This window comes from Streptococcus pseudopneumoniae (assembly GCF_001073085.1).
In the GTDB taxonomy this organism is placed as follows: domain Bacteria; phylum Bacillota; class Bacilli; order Lactobacillales; family Streptococcaceae; genus Streptococcus; species Streptococcus pseudopneumoniae_M.
Map to the genome: position 1 here is coordinate 26905 of NZ_JVFV01000043.1, position 17245 is coordinate 44149.

Consider the following 17245-nt stretch of genomic DNA (forward strand, 5'->3'; position numbering starts at 1 on the left):
AAGAATATAAACAGAAGGCGAGTTGGGGGGAACCTAACTCGCTTTTTATCTTGAAAACTCATCTAGGAGGAGATTATGCTAAGTGCAAAAGATGTGGTGAAAGCCCACAAGATTTTGAGTGGTGTAGTAGCCAATACACCACTTGACTACGATCATTATTTATCCGAAAAATACGGAGCGAAAATTTATCTTAAAAAGGAAAATGCTCAACGTGTCCGTTCTTTTAAAATTCGTGGGGCTTATTACGCTATTTCCCAATTGACAAAAGAGGAACGTGAACGTGGTGTAGTGTGTGCTTCAGCGGGAAATCACGCTCAAGGAGTTGCCTACACATGTAATGAGATGAAGATCCCTGCAACAATCTTTATGCCAATTACGACACCTCAACAGAAAATTGGTCAGGTCCGTTTCTTTGGAGGAGATTTTGTGACGATCAAATTAGTAGGGGATACTTTTGATGCTTCAGCCAAGGCTGCTCAAGACTTTACTGAAGCTGAAAATCGTACTTTTATTGATCCCTTTGATGATCCCTATGTTCAAGCTGGTCAGGGTACGGTAGCCTATGAAATTTTAGAAGAAGCTCGTAAAGAATCTATTGATTTTGATACTGTCTTGGTACCTGTTGGAGGCGGAGGTCTCATTTCAGGTGTTTCTACTTATATTAAAGAAACAAATCCTCAAATTGAGGTCATTGGAGTCGAGGCTGAAGGTGCTCGTTCTATGAAGGCTGCCTTTGAAGCTGGGGGACCGGTTAAACTTAAAGAAATTGATAAATTTGCGGATGGGATTGCAGTGCAAAAAGTAGGGAAGTTGACCTATGAAGCAACACGAAAAAATGTTGAAACTCTTATCGGTGTAGATGAAGGCTTGATTTCTGAGACCTTAATTGATCTTTATTCTAAACAAGGGATTGTAGCTGAGCCTGCGGGTGCTGCTAGTGTTGCAGCCTTGGAAGTATTATCCGATTATATTAAGGGCAAGACCATTTGTTGTATCATTTCTGGAGGGAATAATGACATCAACCGTATGCCAGAGATGGAAGAACGTGCCTTGATTTATGATGGTATCAAGCATTACTTTGTAGTGAATTTCCCACAACGTCCGGGAGCACTTCGAGAGTTTGTAAATGATATCTTAGGACCTCATGATGATATTACTCGTTTTGAATATATCAAACGAGCTAGCAAGGGAACTGGTCCAGTACTAATAGGGATCGCACTTGCTGATAAACATGATTATGCGGGATTGATTCACCGAATGGAAAAATTTGACCCATCTTATATTAACTTGAATGGGAATGAGACCCTATATAATATGCTTGTTTAATATGCTATAAAATTTTTATCATATTATTTGCCTAACCTATTTACGAGTGCTATAATGTAAGTGAAGAAAGGGGGAGATTCCCATGGTTTTAAAAGTTATACTTGTTCTAATTATTCTAATGCTTATTGTAGGAGCTATTTTAATGAGCTCAATCTATGTTGTTCGACAACAATCAGTAGCTATCATTGAACGATTTGGTAAGTATCAAAAGTTGAGCAATAGTGGTATTCACCTAAGAGCACCATTTGGGATTGATAAAATTGCAGCTCGTGTACAACTGCGTCTCTTGCAAAGTGAAATCGTTGTGGAAACCAAGACTCAAGATAACGTATTTGTGACGATGAATGTTGCAACACAGTACCGAGTAAATGAACAAAATGTTACAGATGCTTACTATAAACTAATGAGACCTGAGGCTCAAATCAAATCTTATATTGAAGATGCATTGCGCTCATCAGTTCCTAAGTTAACTTTGGATGAATTGTTTGAGAAAAAGGATGAAATTGCATTAGAAGTTCAAAAACAAGTAGCGGAAGAAATGTCAACGTATGGGTACATTATCGTCAAAACGCTCATTACCAAAGTAGAGCCGGATGCGGAAGTCAAGCAATCGATGAATGAAATCAATGCTGCTCAACGTAAGAGAGTAGCAGCACAAGAATTGGCCGAAGCAGATAAAATTAAGATCGTAACAGCGGCCGAAGCAGAGGCAGAAAAGGATCGCCTACATGGTGTGGGGATCGCAGAGCAAAGAAAAGCAATTGTTGATGGACTTGCTGATTCTATTAAAGAGTTAAAAGGAGCTAATGTTGAATTAACTGAAGAGCAAATCATGTCAATCTTGTTAACTAACCAGTATTTAGATACATTGAATAATTTTGCAGAAAAACAAGGTAATAATACAATTTTCTTACCAGCAAATCCTAACGGAGTTGAAGATATACGAACCCATATATTATCGGCTTTAAAAGCTAAGTAAACCAAATCTTAACGTCTTATTTGATTGGATATATGTTTTGTTATTGACAAATGCCATAAAAACGTATACAATTAAATATCGTAAAGAATAAAATAGGAGAAAAACATGGCTAAGACTAACTTTGAAAAAGTAGAATCAGTTGTTAGCTGGGTTCGTGATAAGAAGATCACTGGTTATCGTATTTCTAAAGAAACGAATGCACGTGAAATGTCTATCATTGCTCTAGCTCAAGGACGTGCAAAAGTTAAAAATATTTCCTTTGAAACAGCCCTTGGATTAATTGATTTCTATGAAAAAAATCATGAAAAATTTGAAGATTAATCTTTGGATACTAGCAGACTCTAATTAGAGTCTGCTTTTATTTATGGAACGGCGAAATAGCCTTACTATGACCTACTAAACAAATCTATCTGTTAGGATGAACTAGGTTGACAGGAGAAGAGTGATCTCACTCATGAAAATCAAATAAAAGATTAGGAATAGAGCTACAAGCATTACTTGCTCAGGAAACAGAAGAAGGGATAAAAGTGATTTTTAAAGTATATAAAAAGAGGTCGGGATAAAAAACTCCGACCTTGATTTTTATATTCTTATGTTCGTGAGCCTTTGACTCAATGTTGATTGGGGATTGAATAGGAAAACAACTCTTGGTTTAAGAGGTTTATTCAACCGCTTTTGTCTTATCCTAAATAGCGTTGTAAAAATTCTCTTGTACGTTCCTCTTTAGGATTTGTAAATAAATCTTCAGGTTTGCCTTCTTCTGCAATCACACCTTTGTCCATAAAGATGACACGGTGTGATACGTCACGAGCAAATTCCATTTCGTGGGTTACAACGATCATTGTCAAGCCTTCTTGAGCTAGTTCTTGCATGATTTTTAGAACTTCACCGACCATTTCAGGATCAAGGGCTGAAGTTGGCTCATCAAAGAGAATGGCATCAGGGTTCATAGAAAGTGCGCGAGCAATGGCGACACGTTGCTTTTGACCACCTGAAAGTTGCTTAGGTTTAGCTTGCCAGTAGCGCTCTCCCATTCCAACTTTTTCAAGGTTTTCTTTAGCAATTTTCTCTGCTTCGGATCGTTCACGTTTGAGAACGGTTGTCTGTGCAACAATCGTATTTTCAAGAACATTGAGATTTTCAAAGAGGTTAAAGGACTGGAAGACCATACCTAGTTTTTCACGATAGTGAGTGAGGTTATACCCTTTTTCAAGTACGTTTTCACCGTGATAAAGGATTTCACCTTCAGTTGGTGTTTCGAGAAGGTTGATAGAACGTAGGAAGGTTGATTTACCACTACCGGAACTACCGATGATAGAAATCACTTCTCCTTTATGAATAGTGAGAGAGATGTCTTTTAGGACCTCGTTTTGCCCGTAGGATTTTTTGAGGTGTTTGATTTCAAGGATTGGTTGACTCATTATTTCAAATCCTCCGTTTGCATTTGGTTAGCACCTGTCGTGTAGGTATCCATATCCATACGTTTTTCGATGAAGCGGAGGATACGCGTTACTGTGAAGGTGAGGACAAAGTAGATAACTGCTATGATGGTAAAGGTTTGGAAGTACTGGTAGGTTTGTGTTGCTACTGTATTTCCTGAGAAGTAAAGTTCTACTACAGAGATAACGTTCAATACAGAAGTATCCTTGATGTTGATGACGAACTCATTACCAGTCGCTGGTAGAATATTTCGAACAACTTGAGGCAAAACAATCTTACGCATGGTCTGGTTATGAGTCATACCAAGTGCAGTTGCCGCTTCAAATTGTCCCTTATCAACAGACAAAATACCACCACGAACAATTTCAGTCATGTAGGCACCAGTGTTGATTGAAACGATAAAGATAGCAGCTAGCGTACGGTCTAGGTTGATCCCGAAAGCTTGGGCAGTTCCATAGTAGATAACCATAGATTGTACAATCATAGGTGTTCCACGGAAAATTTCAATATAGATATTGAGAATCCAACCGATTAGTTTTTGGATTCCAAAGATAAATTGGTTTTCAGAAAGAGGTGCAGTACGGAAAACACCGATAGCAAGACCGATAGCGAGACCAACGATGGTACCGATAATTGAAATGAGAAGGGTAATACCAGCACCACGCAAGAGTTGCTGCCAGTTTTCAGTCAGAATTTTAGCAACTTGGCCAAAGAAATTACTGTTGCTTTCTTCTGTCGTTGTAGATTCTGCTGGTTGCTCTTTGATCATACGATCCATGAGAGCAACTTGTTCATCTTTAGATATGGTTTCGATACTAGCATTGATTTGGCTGATACGGTCATCATCTTTACGAAGTCCAATAGCGATAGATGTATCCTCTTCTCCAGTTTTAAAACCAGGTTCAGGCTGAATCATTTTGAACTTTGCATTTGCTGATTCGGCAGTTAGAGCTTCAGGACGTTCAGAAACGTAGGCATCAATGACACCAGCTTCAAGAGCTTGACGCATTTGTGCGAAATCACCCATGGCAGTTTCTTTTTTGGCGCCTGGAATTTGAGAAATCAAGTCGTAAAGGTAAACACCTTGTTGAGAAGTGATTTTTGCTCCGCTAAAGTTCTCTAGTGATTTGGCGTTTGCATAGGCAGAATCCTTTTTGACTAAAAGTACTGGTTCGCTAGTATAGTAGCTGCTTGAAAATGCAATTTCTTGTTTGCGTTCAGCAGTTGGGCTCATACCTGCAATGATCATATCAATCTTACCAGAAGTAAGGGCTGGAACAAGTCCTTCCCACTTGGTCTTAACAACCAAGGGCTCTTTACCTAGGTCATTAGCAATCTTTTTAGCTATTTGGACGTCGTAACCATTAGCATATTGGTTGGTTCCATCGATTTTGACAGCGCCGTTACTGTCGTCATCTTGAGTCCAGTTAAAGGGTGCGTAGGCTGCCTCCATACCGATGCGTAAATATTCATCGGCTTGGACCTGGCTAACTAGTCCTAAAGTAAGGGCCAGGCTAGCAAGGATAGTTAAGCATAATTTTTTCATGATTTCTCCTATTTCTAGTCTAAAATTGCTTCTCTCTATTGTATCGAAAAAGCGGAACTTTTTCAATCTTAGTAAACCCTTACTTGTAAAAAATGATATAATAGTGAAAAACTTGAAAGGGAGTTTACGATGAAAAAAAGATGGCTATTTACTTTGGTGTTTGCCTGTTTGCTATTGGTACCTCACCTGGTTTTTGCTGTAGACTTTGATATTCTATCTTTTGATATTCTATCTTATAAGGGAGATTTGAATATTCATGCAGATAATACAGCGGAATTTAGTCAGAAGATAGTTTACCAGTTCGAGGAGGATTTTAATGGTCAAATCGTGGGGCTTGGTCGTGCAGGTAAGATGCCTAGCGGGTTTGAAATTGATCCTCATCCAAAGGTTGAGGCCTCTAAAAATGGTCATAAAATCGAAAATCTTACTAGCGAAGTGACAGAAGAAACGAATGGTTATACTGTTAAAGTCTATAATCCAGGTCAGGAAGGGGACAGGGTCGAAGTGGAACTTACCTGGCAATTGAAAAATCTTCTTTTCTTATATGATGATATCGCTGAATTAAATTGGCAACCCTTAACAGATAGTTCAGAATCTATTGAAAAATTTGAGTTTCATGTGATGGGAGATAATGGGGCCGAAAAACTCTTTTTCCACACAGGGCAACTCTATAGAGAGGGAAGGATTGAACAGAGTGATCATGACTATACGATTCGTTTAGACAATCTTCCGTCTAAGCGCGGAGTTGAGTTGCATGCCTACTGGCCTCGAACTGATTTTGCTAGCGCTACAGATCAGGGCTTAAAAGGGAATCGTTTAGAAGAGTTTAATAAGATAGAAGAGTCGATTGTTAGAGAAAAAGATCAGAGTAAACAACTCGTTACTTGGGTGTTTCCTTCAATACTTTCCATCTCCTTGTTATTGAGTATCTGCTTCTATTTTACCTATAGAAGAAAAACCACTCCTTCAGTCAAATATGCCAAAAATCATCGTCTCTATGAACCGCCGATGGAATTAGAGCCTATGGTTTTATCAGAGGCTGTCTACTCGACCTCCTTGGAGGAAGTGAGTCCTCTAACCAAAGGAGCAGGTAAATTCACCTTTGACCAACTTATTCAAGCTACCTTGTTAGATGTGATTGACCGTGGGAATGTCTCTATTATTTCAGAGGGAGACGCAGTTGGTTTGAGGCTGGTAAAAGAAGATGGTTTGTCAAGCTTTGAAAAAGACTGCCTAAATCTGGCCTTTTCAGGCAAAAAAGAAACAACTCTTTCCGATTTGTTCGCGGATTACAAGGTATCTGAGAGTCTTTATCGCGGAGCCAAAGCTGCTGATGAAAAACGGATTCAAGCAAGGGGACGTCAGCTCAAATCCTCTTTCGAAGAAGCATTGAAAGAGATGCAAGAAGGAGTGAGAAATCGGGTTACCTTCTGGGGACTCCCAGATTACTATCGTCCTTTAACTGGTGTGGAAAAGGCCTTGCAAGTGGGTATGGGACTTTCTACTATCCTACTTCTATTTATCGGATTTGGTTTGTTCTTGTACAGTTTAGATGTTCATGCTTATTTTTACCTCCCTTTGCCAGTACTTGGTTTTCTAGGTTTAGTTTTGGCTGTTTTCTATTATTGGAAGCTTCGACTAGATAATCGTGATGGTGTCCTAAATGAAGCAGGGGCAGAGGTCTATTATCTCTGGACCAGTTTTGAAAATATGTTACGTGAGATTGCGCGATTGGATCAGGCTGAGCTGGAAAGTATTGTGGTCTGGAATCGCCTCTTGGTCTATGCGACCTTATTTGGCTACGCGGACAAGGTCAGCCGTTTGATGAAGGTGCATCAGATTCAAGTGGAAAATCCAGATATCAATCTCTATGTAGCTTATGGCTGGAACAGTATGTTTTATCATTCAACAGCACAAATGAGCCATTATGCTAGTGTCGCAAATACAGCAAGTACTTTCTCTGTATCATCTGGAAGCGGTAGCTCTGGAGGAGGTTTTTCAGGCGGTGGCGGTGGTGGAAGTATTGGTGCTTTCTAAAGAAAACTCAACACAGCCTTTAAAAGTATGATATAATGGAGGGTAGAAAAAGGAGTAATCTATGTATTTTTTTGAAATTTTAAAATCGATCTTTTTTGGGATTGTTGAAGGAATAACGGAATGGTTGCCGATTTCAAGTACTGGTCACTTGATTTTAGCAGAAGAGTTTATCCAGTATAAAGATCAAACTGAAGCCTTCATGTCTATGTTTAACGTAGTCATTCAGCTGGGCGCAATCTTAGCCGTTATGGTTATCTACTTTAACAAACTTAATCCCTTCAAACCAGGTAAGGATAAAGTTCAAGTTCGTAGAACTTGGCAATTATGGTCCAAAGTTTTAGTTGCGACTCTACCTCTTCTCCTAGTCTTTAAGTTTGATGATTGGTTTGACACTCACTTCCATAATATGGTTTCAGTAGCGATTATGTTGATTGTTTATGGGGTTGCCTTTATCTATCTTGAAAAACGTAACAAAGCGCAAGCGATTGAGCCAACAGTCACAGAGCTAGACAAGTTGCCTTATAAAACAGCATTGTATATCGGTCTTTTCCAAGTCTTGGCCCTTCTACCAGGAACTAGCCGTTCAGGTGCCACTATCGTTGGTGGTTTGTTAAATGGAACTAGTCGTTCGGTGGTAACTGAGTTTACCTTCTATCTGGGAATTCCAGTTATGTTTGGAGCCAGCGCTTTGAAGATTTTTAAATTCATCAAGGCTGGAGAAGTCTTGAGTTTTGGTCAATTTTTCTTGCTCTTGGTAGCAATGGTAGTGGCTTTTGCAGTCAGCATGGTTGCCATTCGTTTCTTGACCAGCTATGTAAAAAAACACGACTTTACAATGTTTGGTAAATACCGTATTGTCCTAGGTAGTGTCTTACTACTTTATAGCTTCGTTCGATTATTTGTATAAGAAAAAAGCCTTGAGGGAAGCTGCTTCCTTCAAGGTTTTAAAATCCAGTTACAGTGACACCCAATAAGCGAACGTCTTTATCTTTATCTGTCAGAGATTCGTAAAGTTGGATAGCCATTTGTGAAATAGTTTCAGCATCTTGGATCTTTTGAGATATGCTTTTCCGCTTAGTCATTGTAGAAAAGTCAGCATAGCGGATTTTTAAAATAATAATCTTTCCAGATTTTTCATGTTTTTGAAGACTCAGGGCAACTTTTTCCGAAAGGAGAGTTAGCTCTTTTTTGATATCCTCTTCTAGATTGAGAATTTTACTATAAGTTTTTTCTTTTCCAATAGATTTACGAATGCGATTGGATTTGACGGGAGAATTATCAATGCCACGAGCCTTGCGATACAAGTCAAAACCGAGTCGACCAAAACGATCAATGAGACTAATTTCAGAAATTTTTAAAAGATCAGCACCTGTAAATACCCCCATTTGATGCAATTTCTCAACTGTTTTCTTACCTACACCGTGGAATTTAGCGATATCCATTTGTTTGAGAAAATCTTCAGCTTCATCAGGAAGAATAACTGTCAGGCCTCGAGGTTTTTGGTAATCGCTGGCTATTTTAGCTAAGAATTTATTATAAGACACACCAGCAGAAGCAGTCAGATGAAGTTCTTGCCAAATATCTTGTTGAATTAGTCGAGCGATTTTAACAGCTGACTTGATACCGAGTTTATTTTCAGTCACGTCTAGATAAGCTTCATCGATACTCATAGGCTCGATATTATCTGTATAACGTTTGAAAATAGCCCGAATCTGTTGACCAACAGCAGTATATTTTTCGTAGTTTCCAGAAATGAAAACAGCTTGAGGGCAACGTTCATAGGCTTCTTTAGAACTCATAGCTGAGTGGATGCCAAAGACTCGCGCTTCATAACTACAGGTAGAAACAACTCCTCGACCACCAGTTTTTCTAGGATCACTACCAATCACAACTGGCTTCCCTTTAAGTTTGGGATTGTCTCGAATTTCAACAGCAGCAAAAAAGGCATCCATGTCAATATGGATGATTTTACGAGATAAATCATTCATTAGTGGAAAAATCAACATGAAGAAACCTCTCAGTGCTAGTTTGTTTAGTTTTATTATACTCTTTTTCTGAAAAAATGAAAATCAAATAACCTCTTTCAAAAATATAATACAGTTTGTGGTATATTTTGAACTGTATTAGAAAAGAAAGTGTTTAAAAAGTGAGTTTTTAGTTGTTGAAATCGTTTACTGTGTGTTATACTGAATACATGAATGTAACAGATGACTGTTACTAGAAAGAAAAAAGAGGAAATAACATGGTTGTTAAGACAGTTGTTGAAGCACAGGACATTTTTGACAAAGCTTGGGAAGGCTTTAAAGGTGTTGACTGGAAAGAAAAAGCAAGTGTATCACGCTTTGTACAAGCAAACTACACTCCTTATGATGGAGATGAAAGCTTCCTTGCAGGACCAACAGAACGTTCACTCCACATCAAAAAAATCGTAGAAGAAACTAAAGCACACTATGAAGCTACTCGTTTCCCATACGATAACCGTCCAACTTCTATCGCAGGAATTGATGCTGGATACATTGATAAAGAAAATGAATTGATTTATGGTATTCAAAATGATGAACTCTTCAAATTGAACTTCATGCCAAAAGGTGGTATCCGTATGGCTGAAACTACTTTGAAAGAAAATGGTTTTGAACCAGACCCTGCAGTTCATGAAATCTTTACAAAATATGTAACAACTGTAAATGATGGTATCTTCCGTGCCTACACTACAAATATTCGTCGTGCTCGTCACGCTCACACAGTAACTGGTCTTCCAGATGCATATTCACGTGGACGTATCATCGGGGTTTATGCTCGTTTGGCTCTTTATGGTGCTGATTATTTGATGGCTGAAAAAGTAAGTGACTGGAATGCTATCACTGAAATCGATGAAGAATCTATCCGCCTTCGTGAAGAAATCAACCTTCAATATCAAGCATTAAAACAAGTTGTTGAATTAGGTGACCTTTATGGTGTAGATGTACGTCGTCCAGCATTTGACACAAAAGAAGCTATCCAATGGACTAACATTGCATTCATGGCAGTTTGTCGTGTTATCAATGGTGCCGCTACATCTCTAGGACGTGTACCAATCGTGTTGGACATCTACGCAGAACGTGACTTGGCTCGTGGTACTTATACAGAATCTGAAATTCAAGAATTTGTTGATGATTTCGTAATGAAACTTCGTACAGTTAAATTTGCTCGTACAAAAGCTTACGACGAATTGTACTCAGGTGACCCAACCTTCATCACAACTTCTATGGCTGGTATGGGTAACGACGGTCGTCACCGTGTTACTAAGATGGACTACCGTTTCTTGAACACTCTTGACAATATCGGTAACTCTCCAGAACCAAACTTGACAGTTCTTTGGACTGACAAATTACCTTATAGCTTCCGTCGTTACTGTATGCACATGAGCCACAAACACTCTTCAATCCAATACGAAGGTGTAACAACAATGGCTAAAGATGGATATGGTGAAATGAGCTGTATCTCATGTTGTGTATCTCCACTTGACCCAGAAAACGAAGAACAACGTCACAACATCCAGTACTTCGGTGCTCGCGTTAACGTTCTTAAAGCTCTTCTTACTGGTTTGAACGGTGGTTACGACGATGTTCATAAAGATTATAAAGTATTTGACATCGAACCAATCCGCGACGAAGTTCTTGAATTCGAATCAGTTAAAGCTAACTTTGAAAAATCTCTTGACTGGTTGACTGACACTTACGTAGATGCTTTGAACATCATCCACTACATGACTGATAAGTACAACTACGAAGCTGTTCAAATGGCCTTCTTGCCAACTAAACAACGTGCTAACATGGGATTCGGTATCTGTGGTTTCGCAAACACTGTTGATACATTGTCAGCTATCAAGTACGCTACAGTTAAACCAATCCGTGACGAAAATGGCTACATCTACGATTACGAAACAATCGGTGAATACCCACGTTGGGGTGAAGATGACCCACGTTCAAACGAATTGGCAGAATGGTTGATCGAAGCTTACACAACTCGTCTACGTAGCCACAAACTTTACAAAGACGCAGAAGCTACTGTATCACTTTTGACAATCACATCTAACGTTGCTTACTCTAAACAAACTGGTAACTCTCCAGTCCACAAAGGTGTATACCTCAACGAAGATGGTTCTGTGAACTTGTCTAAACTTGAATTCTTCTCACCAGGTGCTAACCCATCTAACAAAGCTAAAGGTGGATGGTTGCAAAACTTGAACTCACTTGCTAGCCTTGACTTTGGTTATGCAGCTGATGGTATCTCATTGACAACTCAAGTATCACCTCGCGCTCTTGGTAAAACTCGTGACGAACAAGTTGATAACTTGGTAACAATCCTTGATGGTTACTTTGAAAATGGTGGTCAACACTGTAACTTGAACGTTATGGACTTGAACGATGTTTATGATAAAATCATGGCAGGTGAAGATGTTATCGTACGTATCTCTGGATACTGTGTTAACACTAAATACCTTACTCCAGAACAAAAAACTGAATTGACACAACGTGTCTTCCACGAAGTGCTTTCAATGGATGATGCATTGAGCTAAGATTCATAAATAGTAAATCAAAAACCAGTCACTCTGACTGGTTTTTTTTGTTATAAAAATTTTTTTAAAAAAATTAGTAAAATTTGGTCAAATTTCTTGACTATTACTGACTAAAGTGATAAACTAAGAACATAAGGATAAGGAAAGTCCTTAGAAAACCTTGATTTTAAGGTGATTGTTTATGTTATCTTAAGATCAAAGTATGGGTAAAACCTAGAAAAGAGGTACAACCTATGATGAACATTAGTATTTTTAGAAGTCCAATTACAAAACCTGTATTGGATAAAGAAAAACCTGAAATTATACGTAGAGTAGCAAATAGCTAGTCTAAATTTTTTAAAACAAAGGTCAGAGAAAGTCAAAGAAATTTGACTAACTAATTTTGAAAACAAACGAGGTATGAAATATGAATAACAACTTTAATAACTTTAACAATATGGATGATTTATTTAACCAATTGATGGGCGGTATGCGTGGATATAGTTCTGAAAATCGTCGTTACTTGATTAACGGTCGCGAAGTAACGCCAGAAGAATTCGCTATTTACCGTCAAACAGGCCAACTGCCAAGTGAAGGAAGTGACCAAGCTCAGTATGTTCAAGGTAAAACTATGAAACAAGATGGTATTCTTGCAAAACTTGGACGCAACTTAACAGCTGAAGCTCGTGAAGGTAAGTTAGATCCGGTTATTGGACGTAATAAGGAAATCCAAGAAACTTCTGAAATTCTTTCTCGTCGTACTAAGAACAACCCAGTCCTTGTAGGTGATGCTGGTGTCGGTAAAACAGCAGTAGTTGAAGGTTTGGCTCAAGCTATCGTGAATGGTGATGTTCCAGCAGCAATCAAGAATAAAGAAATTATCTCTATTGATATTTCAGGTCTTGAAGCTGGTACTCAATATCGTGGTAGCTTTGAAGAAAATATTCAAAACTTGGTAAAAGAAGTTAAAGAAGCTGGAAATGTTATCCTCTTCTTCGACGAAATCCATCAAATCCTGGGTGCAGGTAGCACAGGTGATGGTCAAGGATCTAAAGGTCTTGCTGATATCTTGAAACCAGCTCTTTCACGTGGTGAATTGACAGTGATTGGTGCAACAACTCAAGACGAATACCGCAACACTATTTTGAAAAATGCTGCCCTTGCTCGTCGTTTCAATGAAGTGAAGGTCAATGCTCCATCTGCTGAAGATACCTTCAAGATTCTCCAAGGTATTCGTGATCTATATCAACAACACCACAATGTTATCTTGCCAGATGAAGTTTTGAAAGCGGCTGTTGATTACTCAGTACAATATATTCCTCAACGTAGCTTGCCTGATAAGGCTATTGACCTAGTCGATGTAACAGCTGCTCACTTGGCAGCACAACACCCAGTGACAGATGTACATGCTGTAGAGCATGAAATTGAAGAAGAAAAAGCTAAACAAGAAGCTGCAGCTGCTAAAGAAGACTACGAAGCAGCTTTGAAAGCAAAAGTTCGCATCGAAGAACTTGAAAAGAAAATTGCCAACCATACAGAAGATCATAAGGTTACTGCAACTGTCAATGACGTAGCTGAGTCTGTTGAACGGATGACTGGTATTCCAGTATCTCAAATGGGTGCAACCGATATCGAACGCTTGAAAGATATGGGTCATCGTTTGCAAACTAAGGTTATCGGTCAAGATAAGGCTGTTGAAGCAGTAGCACGTGCCATTCGTCGTAACCGTGCAGGATTTGACGAAGGTAACCGTCCAATCGGTAGCTTCCTCTTTGTAGGACCTACTGGGGTTGGTAAGACAGAGTTGGCTAAACAATTGGCTCTTGATATGTTTGGAACTAAGGATGCTATCATCCGTTTGGACATGTCAGAATACAGCGATCGCACAGCCGTTTCTAAGTTGATTGGGACCACTGCTGGTTATGTTGGTTACGATGATAACAACAACACTTTGACTGAACGTGTTCGTCGGAATCCATACTCAATTGTCCTTCTTGATGAAATTGAAAAGGCAGATCCTCAAGTGATTACTCTTCTTCTTCAAGTTTTGGATGATGGTCGTCTGACTGATGGTCAAGGTAATACTGTAAACTTTAAAAATACAGTGATTATCGCAACTTCAAATGCTGGCTTTGGTTACGAAGCAAACTTGACAGAAGAAGCGGATAAACCAGAACTCATGGATCGTTTGAAACCTTACTTCCGTCCAGAATTCCTCAATCGCTTCAACGCTGTGATTGAATTCTCACATTTGAGCAAGGAAGATCTTTCTAAGATTGTTGATTTGATGTTGATTGATGTTAATAAGACCCTTTCTAAGAAAGAAATCGACTTGGCAGTGAGCGATGCAGCTAAAGAATACATGACTGAAGAAGGTTATGATGAAGTCATGGGTGTTCGTCCACTCCGTCGAGTAGTTGAACAACAAATCCGTGACAAAGTCACAGACTTCCACTTGGATAATCTTGATGCTAAACACCTTGAAGCCGATATGGAAGATGGTGTCTTGGTCATTCGTGAAAAAGCCTAAATTAAAATTTTGAGTGTAAAAAAGGACCAGTTGAAAAACTGGTTCTTTTGTGTTAAATGACATGACGTTCAAAGGCATCGTCTGAGATTCCTTGCTCCAAAATCAATTTTGCCCATTCCTTAGCAGAAAATAGGCTGTGGTCCTTGTAGTTTCCGCAAGATTCAATAGTTGTTCCTGGGACATCTTCCCAAGTTGTAGTCTCAGCGATTTCCTTTAGTGAATCCTTGATGACAGCAGCGATTTCAGCGCTAGTATGGCGTCCCCACATAATCATATGGAAACCTGTACGACAACCAAATGGGGAACAATCAATCATTCCGTCAATGCGAGTACGGATGAGCTTAGCCAATAGATGCTCAATAGTATGGAGGCCAGCAGTAGGGATAGAGTCTTCATTTGGTTGAACCAAGCGAATATCAAAGTTAGAAATAATATCTCCCTTAGGACCTGTTTCTTCCCCAATTAAACGGACATAAGGTGCTTTGACAATGGTGTGATCAAGTTCAAAACTTTCAACAATAACTTCTTTTGACATGGCATTTCCTTTCAACTTTCTCCTTTCATTATATCATAAAGATTTACTTGAAAACTGCTAATAAAGAGATTTTTCAAATATGAATGCCATAAAAGAGTCTGACTGTAAAAAATAATTTTAAAATGGCAATTGTTTTCAATTCAATTGGAAAAATTCTGAAAATTGTATTGACACATGGCTGAAAAGGGACTATAATGTATAAAAAGTCAAAAGGAGTTTATTATGAAATTTTCAAAAGTAATGGCCCTAGCAGGAGTGACTCTGTTAGCGTCAGGTGTTTTGGCAGCTTGTTCAGGTTCAGGCTCTAGTGCAAAAGGTGAGAAAACTTTTTCTTACGTTTATGAAACAGATCCAGACAGCCTCAACTATCTGACAACAGGTAAGGCTGCGGTTGCTAATATCACAAGTAATGTCGTTGATGGTTTGATGGAGAATGACCGCTACGGTAACTTCGTGCCATCTTTGGCAGAAGATTGGTCAGTGTCTAAAGACGGGTTGACTTACACTTACACAATCCGTAAAGATGCTAAGTGGTACACTTCTGAAGGCGAAGAGTATGCACCAGTTAAAGCGCAAGACTTTGTAACAGGTCTTAAGTATGCGGCTGACAATAAGTCAGAAGCCCTTTATCTTGTTCAAGAATCTATTAAAGGTTTGGATGCTTATGTAAAAGGTGAAGTTAAAGATTTCTCAGAAGTTGGAATTAAGGCTGTAGATGATCAAACAGTTCAATACACTTTGAACAAACCAGAAAGCTTCTGGAACTCTAAGACAACCATGGGAATTCTTGCACCAGTCAATGAAGAATTCCTTACTTCTAAAGGAAGTGACTTTGCTAAAGCAACAGATCCAAGCAGTATCCTTTATAATGGTCCTTTCTTATTGAAATCATTGGTAGCTAAATCTTCAGTAGAATTTGAAAAAAATCCAAACTATTGGGATAAGGACAATGTTCATATTGATAAAGTAAAACTATCATTCTGGGATGGTCAAGACAATAACAAACTTGCAGAAAACTTCAAAGATGGAAGCTTTTCAATGGCTCGTCTCTTCCCAACAAGTGCAAGTTATCCTGAACTCGAAAAAGAGTTTAAAGACAACATCGTTTATACACCACAAGATTCTTCAACCTACTTGATTGGTACCAATATTGATCGTCAATCTTACAAGTACACTTCTAAGACTACAGATGAACAAAAGACATCAACTAAGAAAGCCCTCCTTAACAAAGATTTCCGTCAAGCTCTTGCCTTTGGTTTTGATAGAACTGCTTATGCTTCTCAAGTAAATGGAGAAAGTGGAGCAACAAAACTTCTTCGTAACTTGTTTGTGCCACCAACATTTGTTCAAGCAGATGGTAAAAACTTTGGTGAATTAGTTAAAGAAAAATTGGTAACCTATGGTGACGAGTGGAAAGATGTCAATCTGGATGACGCTCAAGACGGTCTTTACAACCCTGAAAAAGCGAAAGCAGAATTTGCTAAAGCTAAGACAGCTCTTCAAGCAGAAGGTGTTCAATTCCCAATTCACTTGGATATGCCTGTTGACCAAACAAGTACTACAAAAGTACAACGTGTTCAATCATTAAAACAATCACTTGAAGCAACATTAGGAGCTGATAACGTAGTTGTTGATATCCAACAACTTCAAAAAGATGAAGTTCTCAACGTTACCTACTTTGCTGAAACAGCTGCTGGAGAAGATTGGGATCTCTCAGATAACGTTGGTTGGTCACCAGACTATATCGACCCATCTACTTACCTTGATATCATCAAACCGTCTGTAGGTGAAAATACTAAGACTTATCTAGGATTTGATTCTGGTACAAACAATGCAGCTGCTAAACAAGTTGGTTTAGAAGATTACGAAAAGATGGTTGTTGAAGCCGGAAACGAAAACACTGATGTTTCAAAACGTTATGATAAATATGCTGCAGCTCAAGCTTGGTTGACAGATAGTGCATTGATTATTCCAACAACTTCTCAAACTGGACGTCCAATGTTGTCTAAGATGGTGCCATACACTCTTCCGTTTGCATACTCAGGTAACAAAGGAACAAGTGAAGCCCTCTTGTACAAATACCTTGAACTTCAAGATAAACCAGTAACTGCTGATGAATATCAAAAAGCTCAAGATAAATGGAAGAAAGAAAAAGAAGAATCTAATAAAAAAGCGCAAGAAGATCTTGCAAACCATGTCAAATAAGAAAAAAGAGGCCGGACAAAAAGTCTGGCCTTTTGATACCCTTCCTGAGACTTTAGTTTAGCATGTTGATTATTGGTTTAAGCCCTGCATTGAAGTAGTAGATTAGACTT

At 38.8% G+C, this 17245-nt stretch carries 12 protein-coding genes; 8 read left to right on the top strand and 4 right to left on the bottom strand.

Going from position 1 to position 17245, the window contains the following annotated elements; all coding sequences use genetic code 11:
- Nucleotides 1-75: 75 nt before the first annotated feature.
- The 3 genes from ilvA (at nucleotide 76) to ADH90_RS09495 (ending at nucleotide 2626) form a co-directional block, all read left to right on the top strand.
- On the top strand, nucleotides 76-1326 hold the full coding sequence (gene ilvA, locus ADH90_RS09485; RefSeq protein ID WP_049531060.1) for a threonine ammonia-lyase IlvA: 1251 nt from the start codon (nucleotides 76-78) through the stop codon (nucleotides 1324-1326).
- Between the two features lie 82 nt (nucleotides 1327-1408).
- Entirely contained in the window at nucleotides 1409-2305 is an 897-nt protein-coding gene (locus tag ADH90_RS09490; RefSeq protein ID WP_000243418.1) for an SPFH domain-containing protein, read from the top strand.
- A gap of 105 nt (nucleotides 2306-2410) precedes the next feature.
- The gene (locus ADH90_RS09495; RefSeq protein WP_001140700.1) at nucleotides 2411-2626 is read left to right on the top strand and encodes a hypothetical protein; all 216 of its coding nucleotides are present in this window, start codon (nucleotides 2411-2413) and stop codon (nucleotides 2624-2626) included.
- 359 nt (nucleotides 2627-2985) lie between these two features.
- Here ADH90_RS09495 and ADH90_RS09500 read toward each other — a convergent pair whose 3' ends face one another.
- Both ADH90_RS09500 and ADH90_RS09505 read right to left on the bottom strand, forming a co-directional pair.
- Nucleotides 2986-3726: an amino acid ABC transporter ATP-binding protein gene (locus tag ADH90_RS09500; protein WP_000081949.1), complete on the bottom strand. Its 741-nt coding sequence runs from the start codon at nucleotides 3724-3726 to the stop codon at nucleotides 2986-2988.
- On the bottom strand, nucleotides 3726-5291 hold the full coding sequence (locus ADH90_RS09505) for an ABC transporter substrate-binding protein/permease (protein WP_049531061.1): 1566 nt from the start codon (nucleotides 5289-5291) through the stop codon (nucleotides 3726-3728). Before ADH90_RS09505 ends, ADH90_RS09500 begins: the two co-directional genes overlap by 1 nt.
- A gap of 129 nt (nucleotides 5292-5420) precedes the next feature.
- Here ADH90_RS09505 and ADH90_RS09510 point away from each other — a divergent pair, with 129 nt between their 5' ends.
- Nucleotides 5421-7328, top strand: coding sequence for a DUF2207 domain-containing protein (locus tag ADH90_RS09510; RefSeq protein ID WP_049531062.1), 1908 nt, complete (start codon nucleotides 5421-5423; stop codon nucleotides 7326-7328).
- A gap of 61 nt (nucleotides 7329-7389) precedes the next feature.
- Nucleotides 7390-8235, top strand: a complete 846-nt coding sequence (locus ADH90_RS09515) for an undecaprenyl-diphosphate phosphatase (protein WP_049531063.1) — start codon at nucleotides 7390-7392, stop codon at nucleotides 8233-8235.
- A 37-nt stretch (nucleotides 8236-8272) separates the two neighbouring features.
- Here the strand turns inward: ADH90_RS09515 and dinB are convergent, their stop codons facing one another.
- On the bottom strand, nucleotides 8273-9334 hold the full coding sequence (dinB, locus tag ADH90_RS09520; RefSeq protein WP_049531064.1) for a DNA polymerase IV: 1062 nt from the start codon (nucleotides 9332-9334) through the stop codon (nucleotides 8273-8275).
- Between the two features lie 236 nt (nucleotides 9335-9570).
- Here dinB and pflB point away from each other — a divergent pair, with 236 nt between their 5' ends.
- Both pflB and ADH90_RS09530 read left to right on the top strand, forming a co-directional pair.
- On the top strand, nucleotides 9571-11886 hold the full coding sequence (gene pflB / locus ADH90_RS09525; RefSeq protein WP_045763615.1) for a formate C-acetyltransferase: 2316 nt from the start codon (nucleotides 9571-9573) through the stop codon (nucleotides 11884-11886).
- Between the two features lie 406 nt (nucleotides 11887-12292).
- On the top strand, nucleotides 12293-14395 hold the full coding sequence (locus tag ADH90_RS09530; RefSeq protein ID WP_049531065.1) for an AAA family ATPase: 2103 nt from the start codon (nucleotides 12293-12295) through the stop codon (nucleotides 14393-14395).
- A gap of 52 nt (nucleotides 14396-14447) precedes the next feature.
- Here the strand turns inward: ADH90_RS09530 and ADH90_RS09535 are convergent, their stop codons facing one another.
- The gene (locus tag ADH90_RS09535; protein WP_000032544.1) at nucleotides 14448-14930 is read right to left on the bottom strand and encodes an S-ribosylhomocysteine lyase; all 483 of its coding nucleotides are present in this window, start codon (nucleotides 14928-14930) and stop codon (nucleotides 14448-14450) included.
- 222 nt (nucleotides 14931-15152) lie between these two features.
- Between ADH90_RS09535 and ADH90_RS09540 the strand changes: the two genes are divergently transcribed.
- A complete protein-coding gene (locus ADH90_RS09540; protein WP_049531066.1) occupies nucleotides 15153-17135 on the top strand; it encodes a peptide ABC transporter substrate-binding protein in 1983 nt (660 codons plus the stop codon).
- Nucleotides 17136-17245 lie beyond the last annotated feature (110 nt).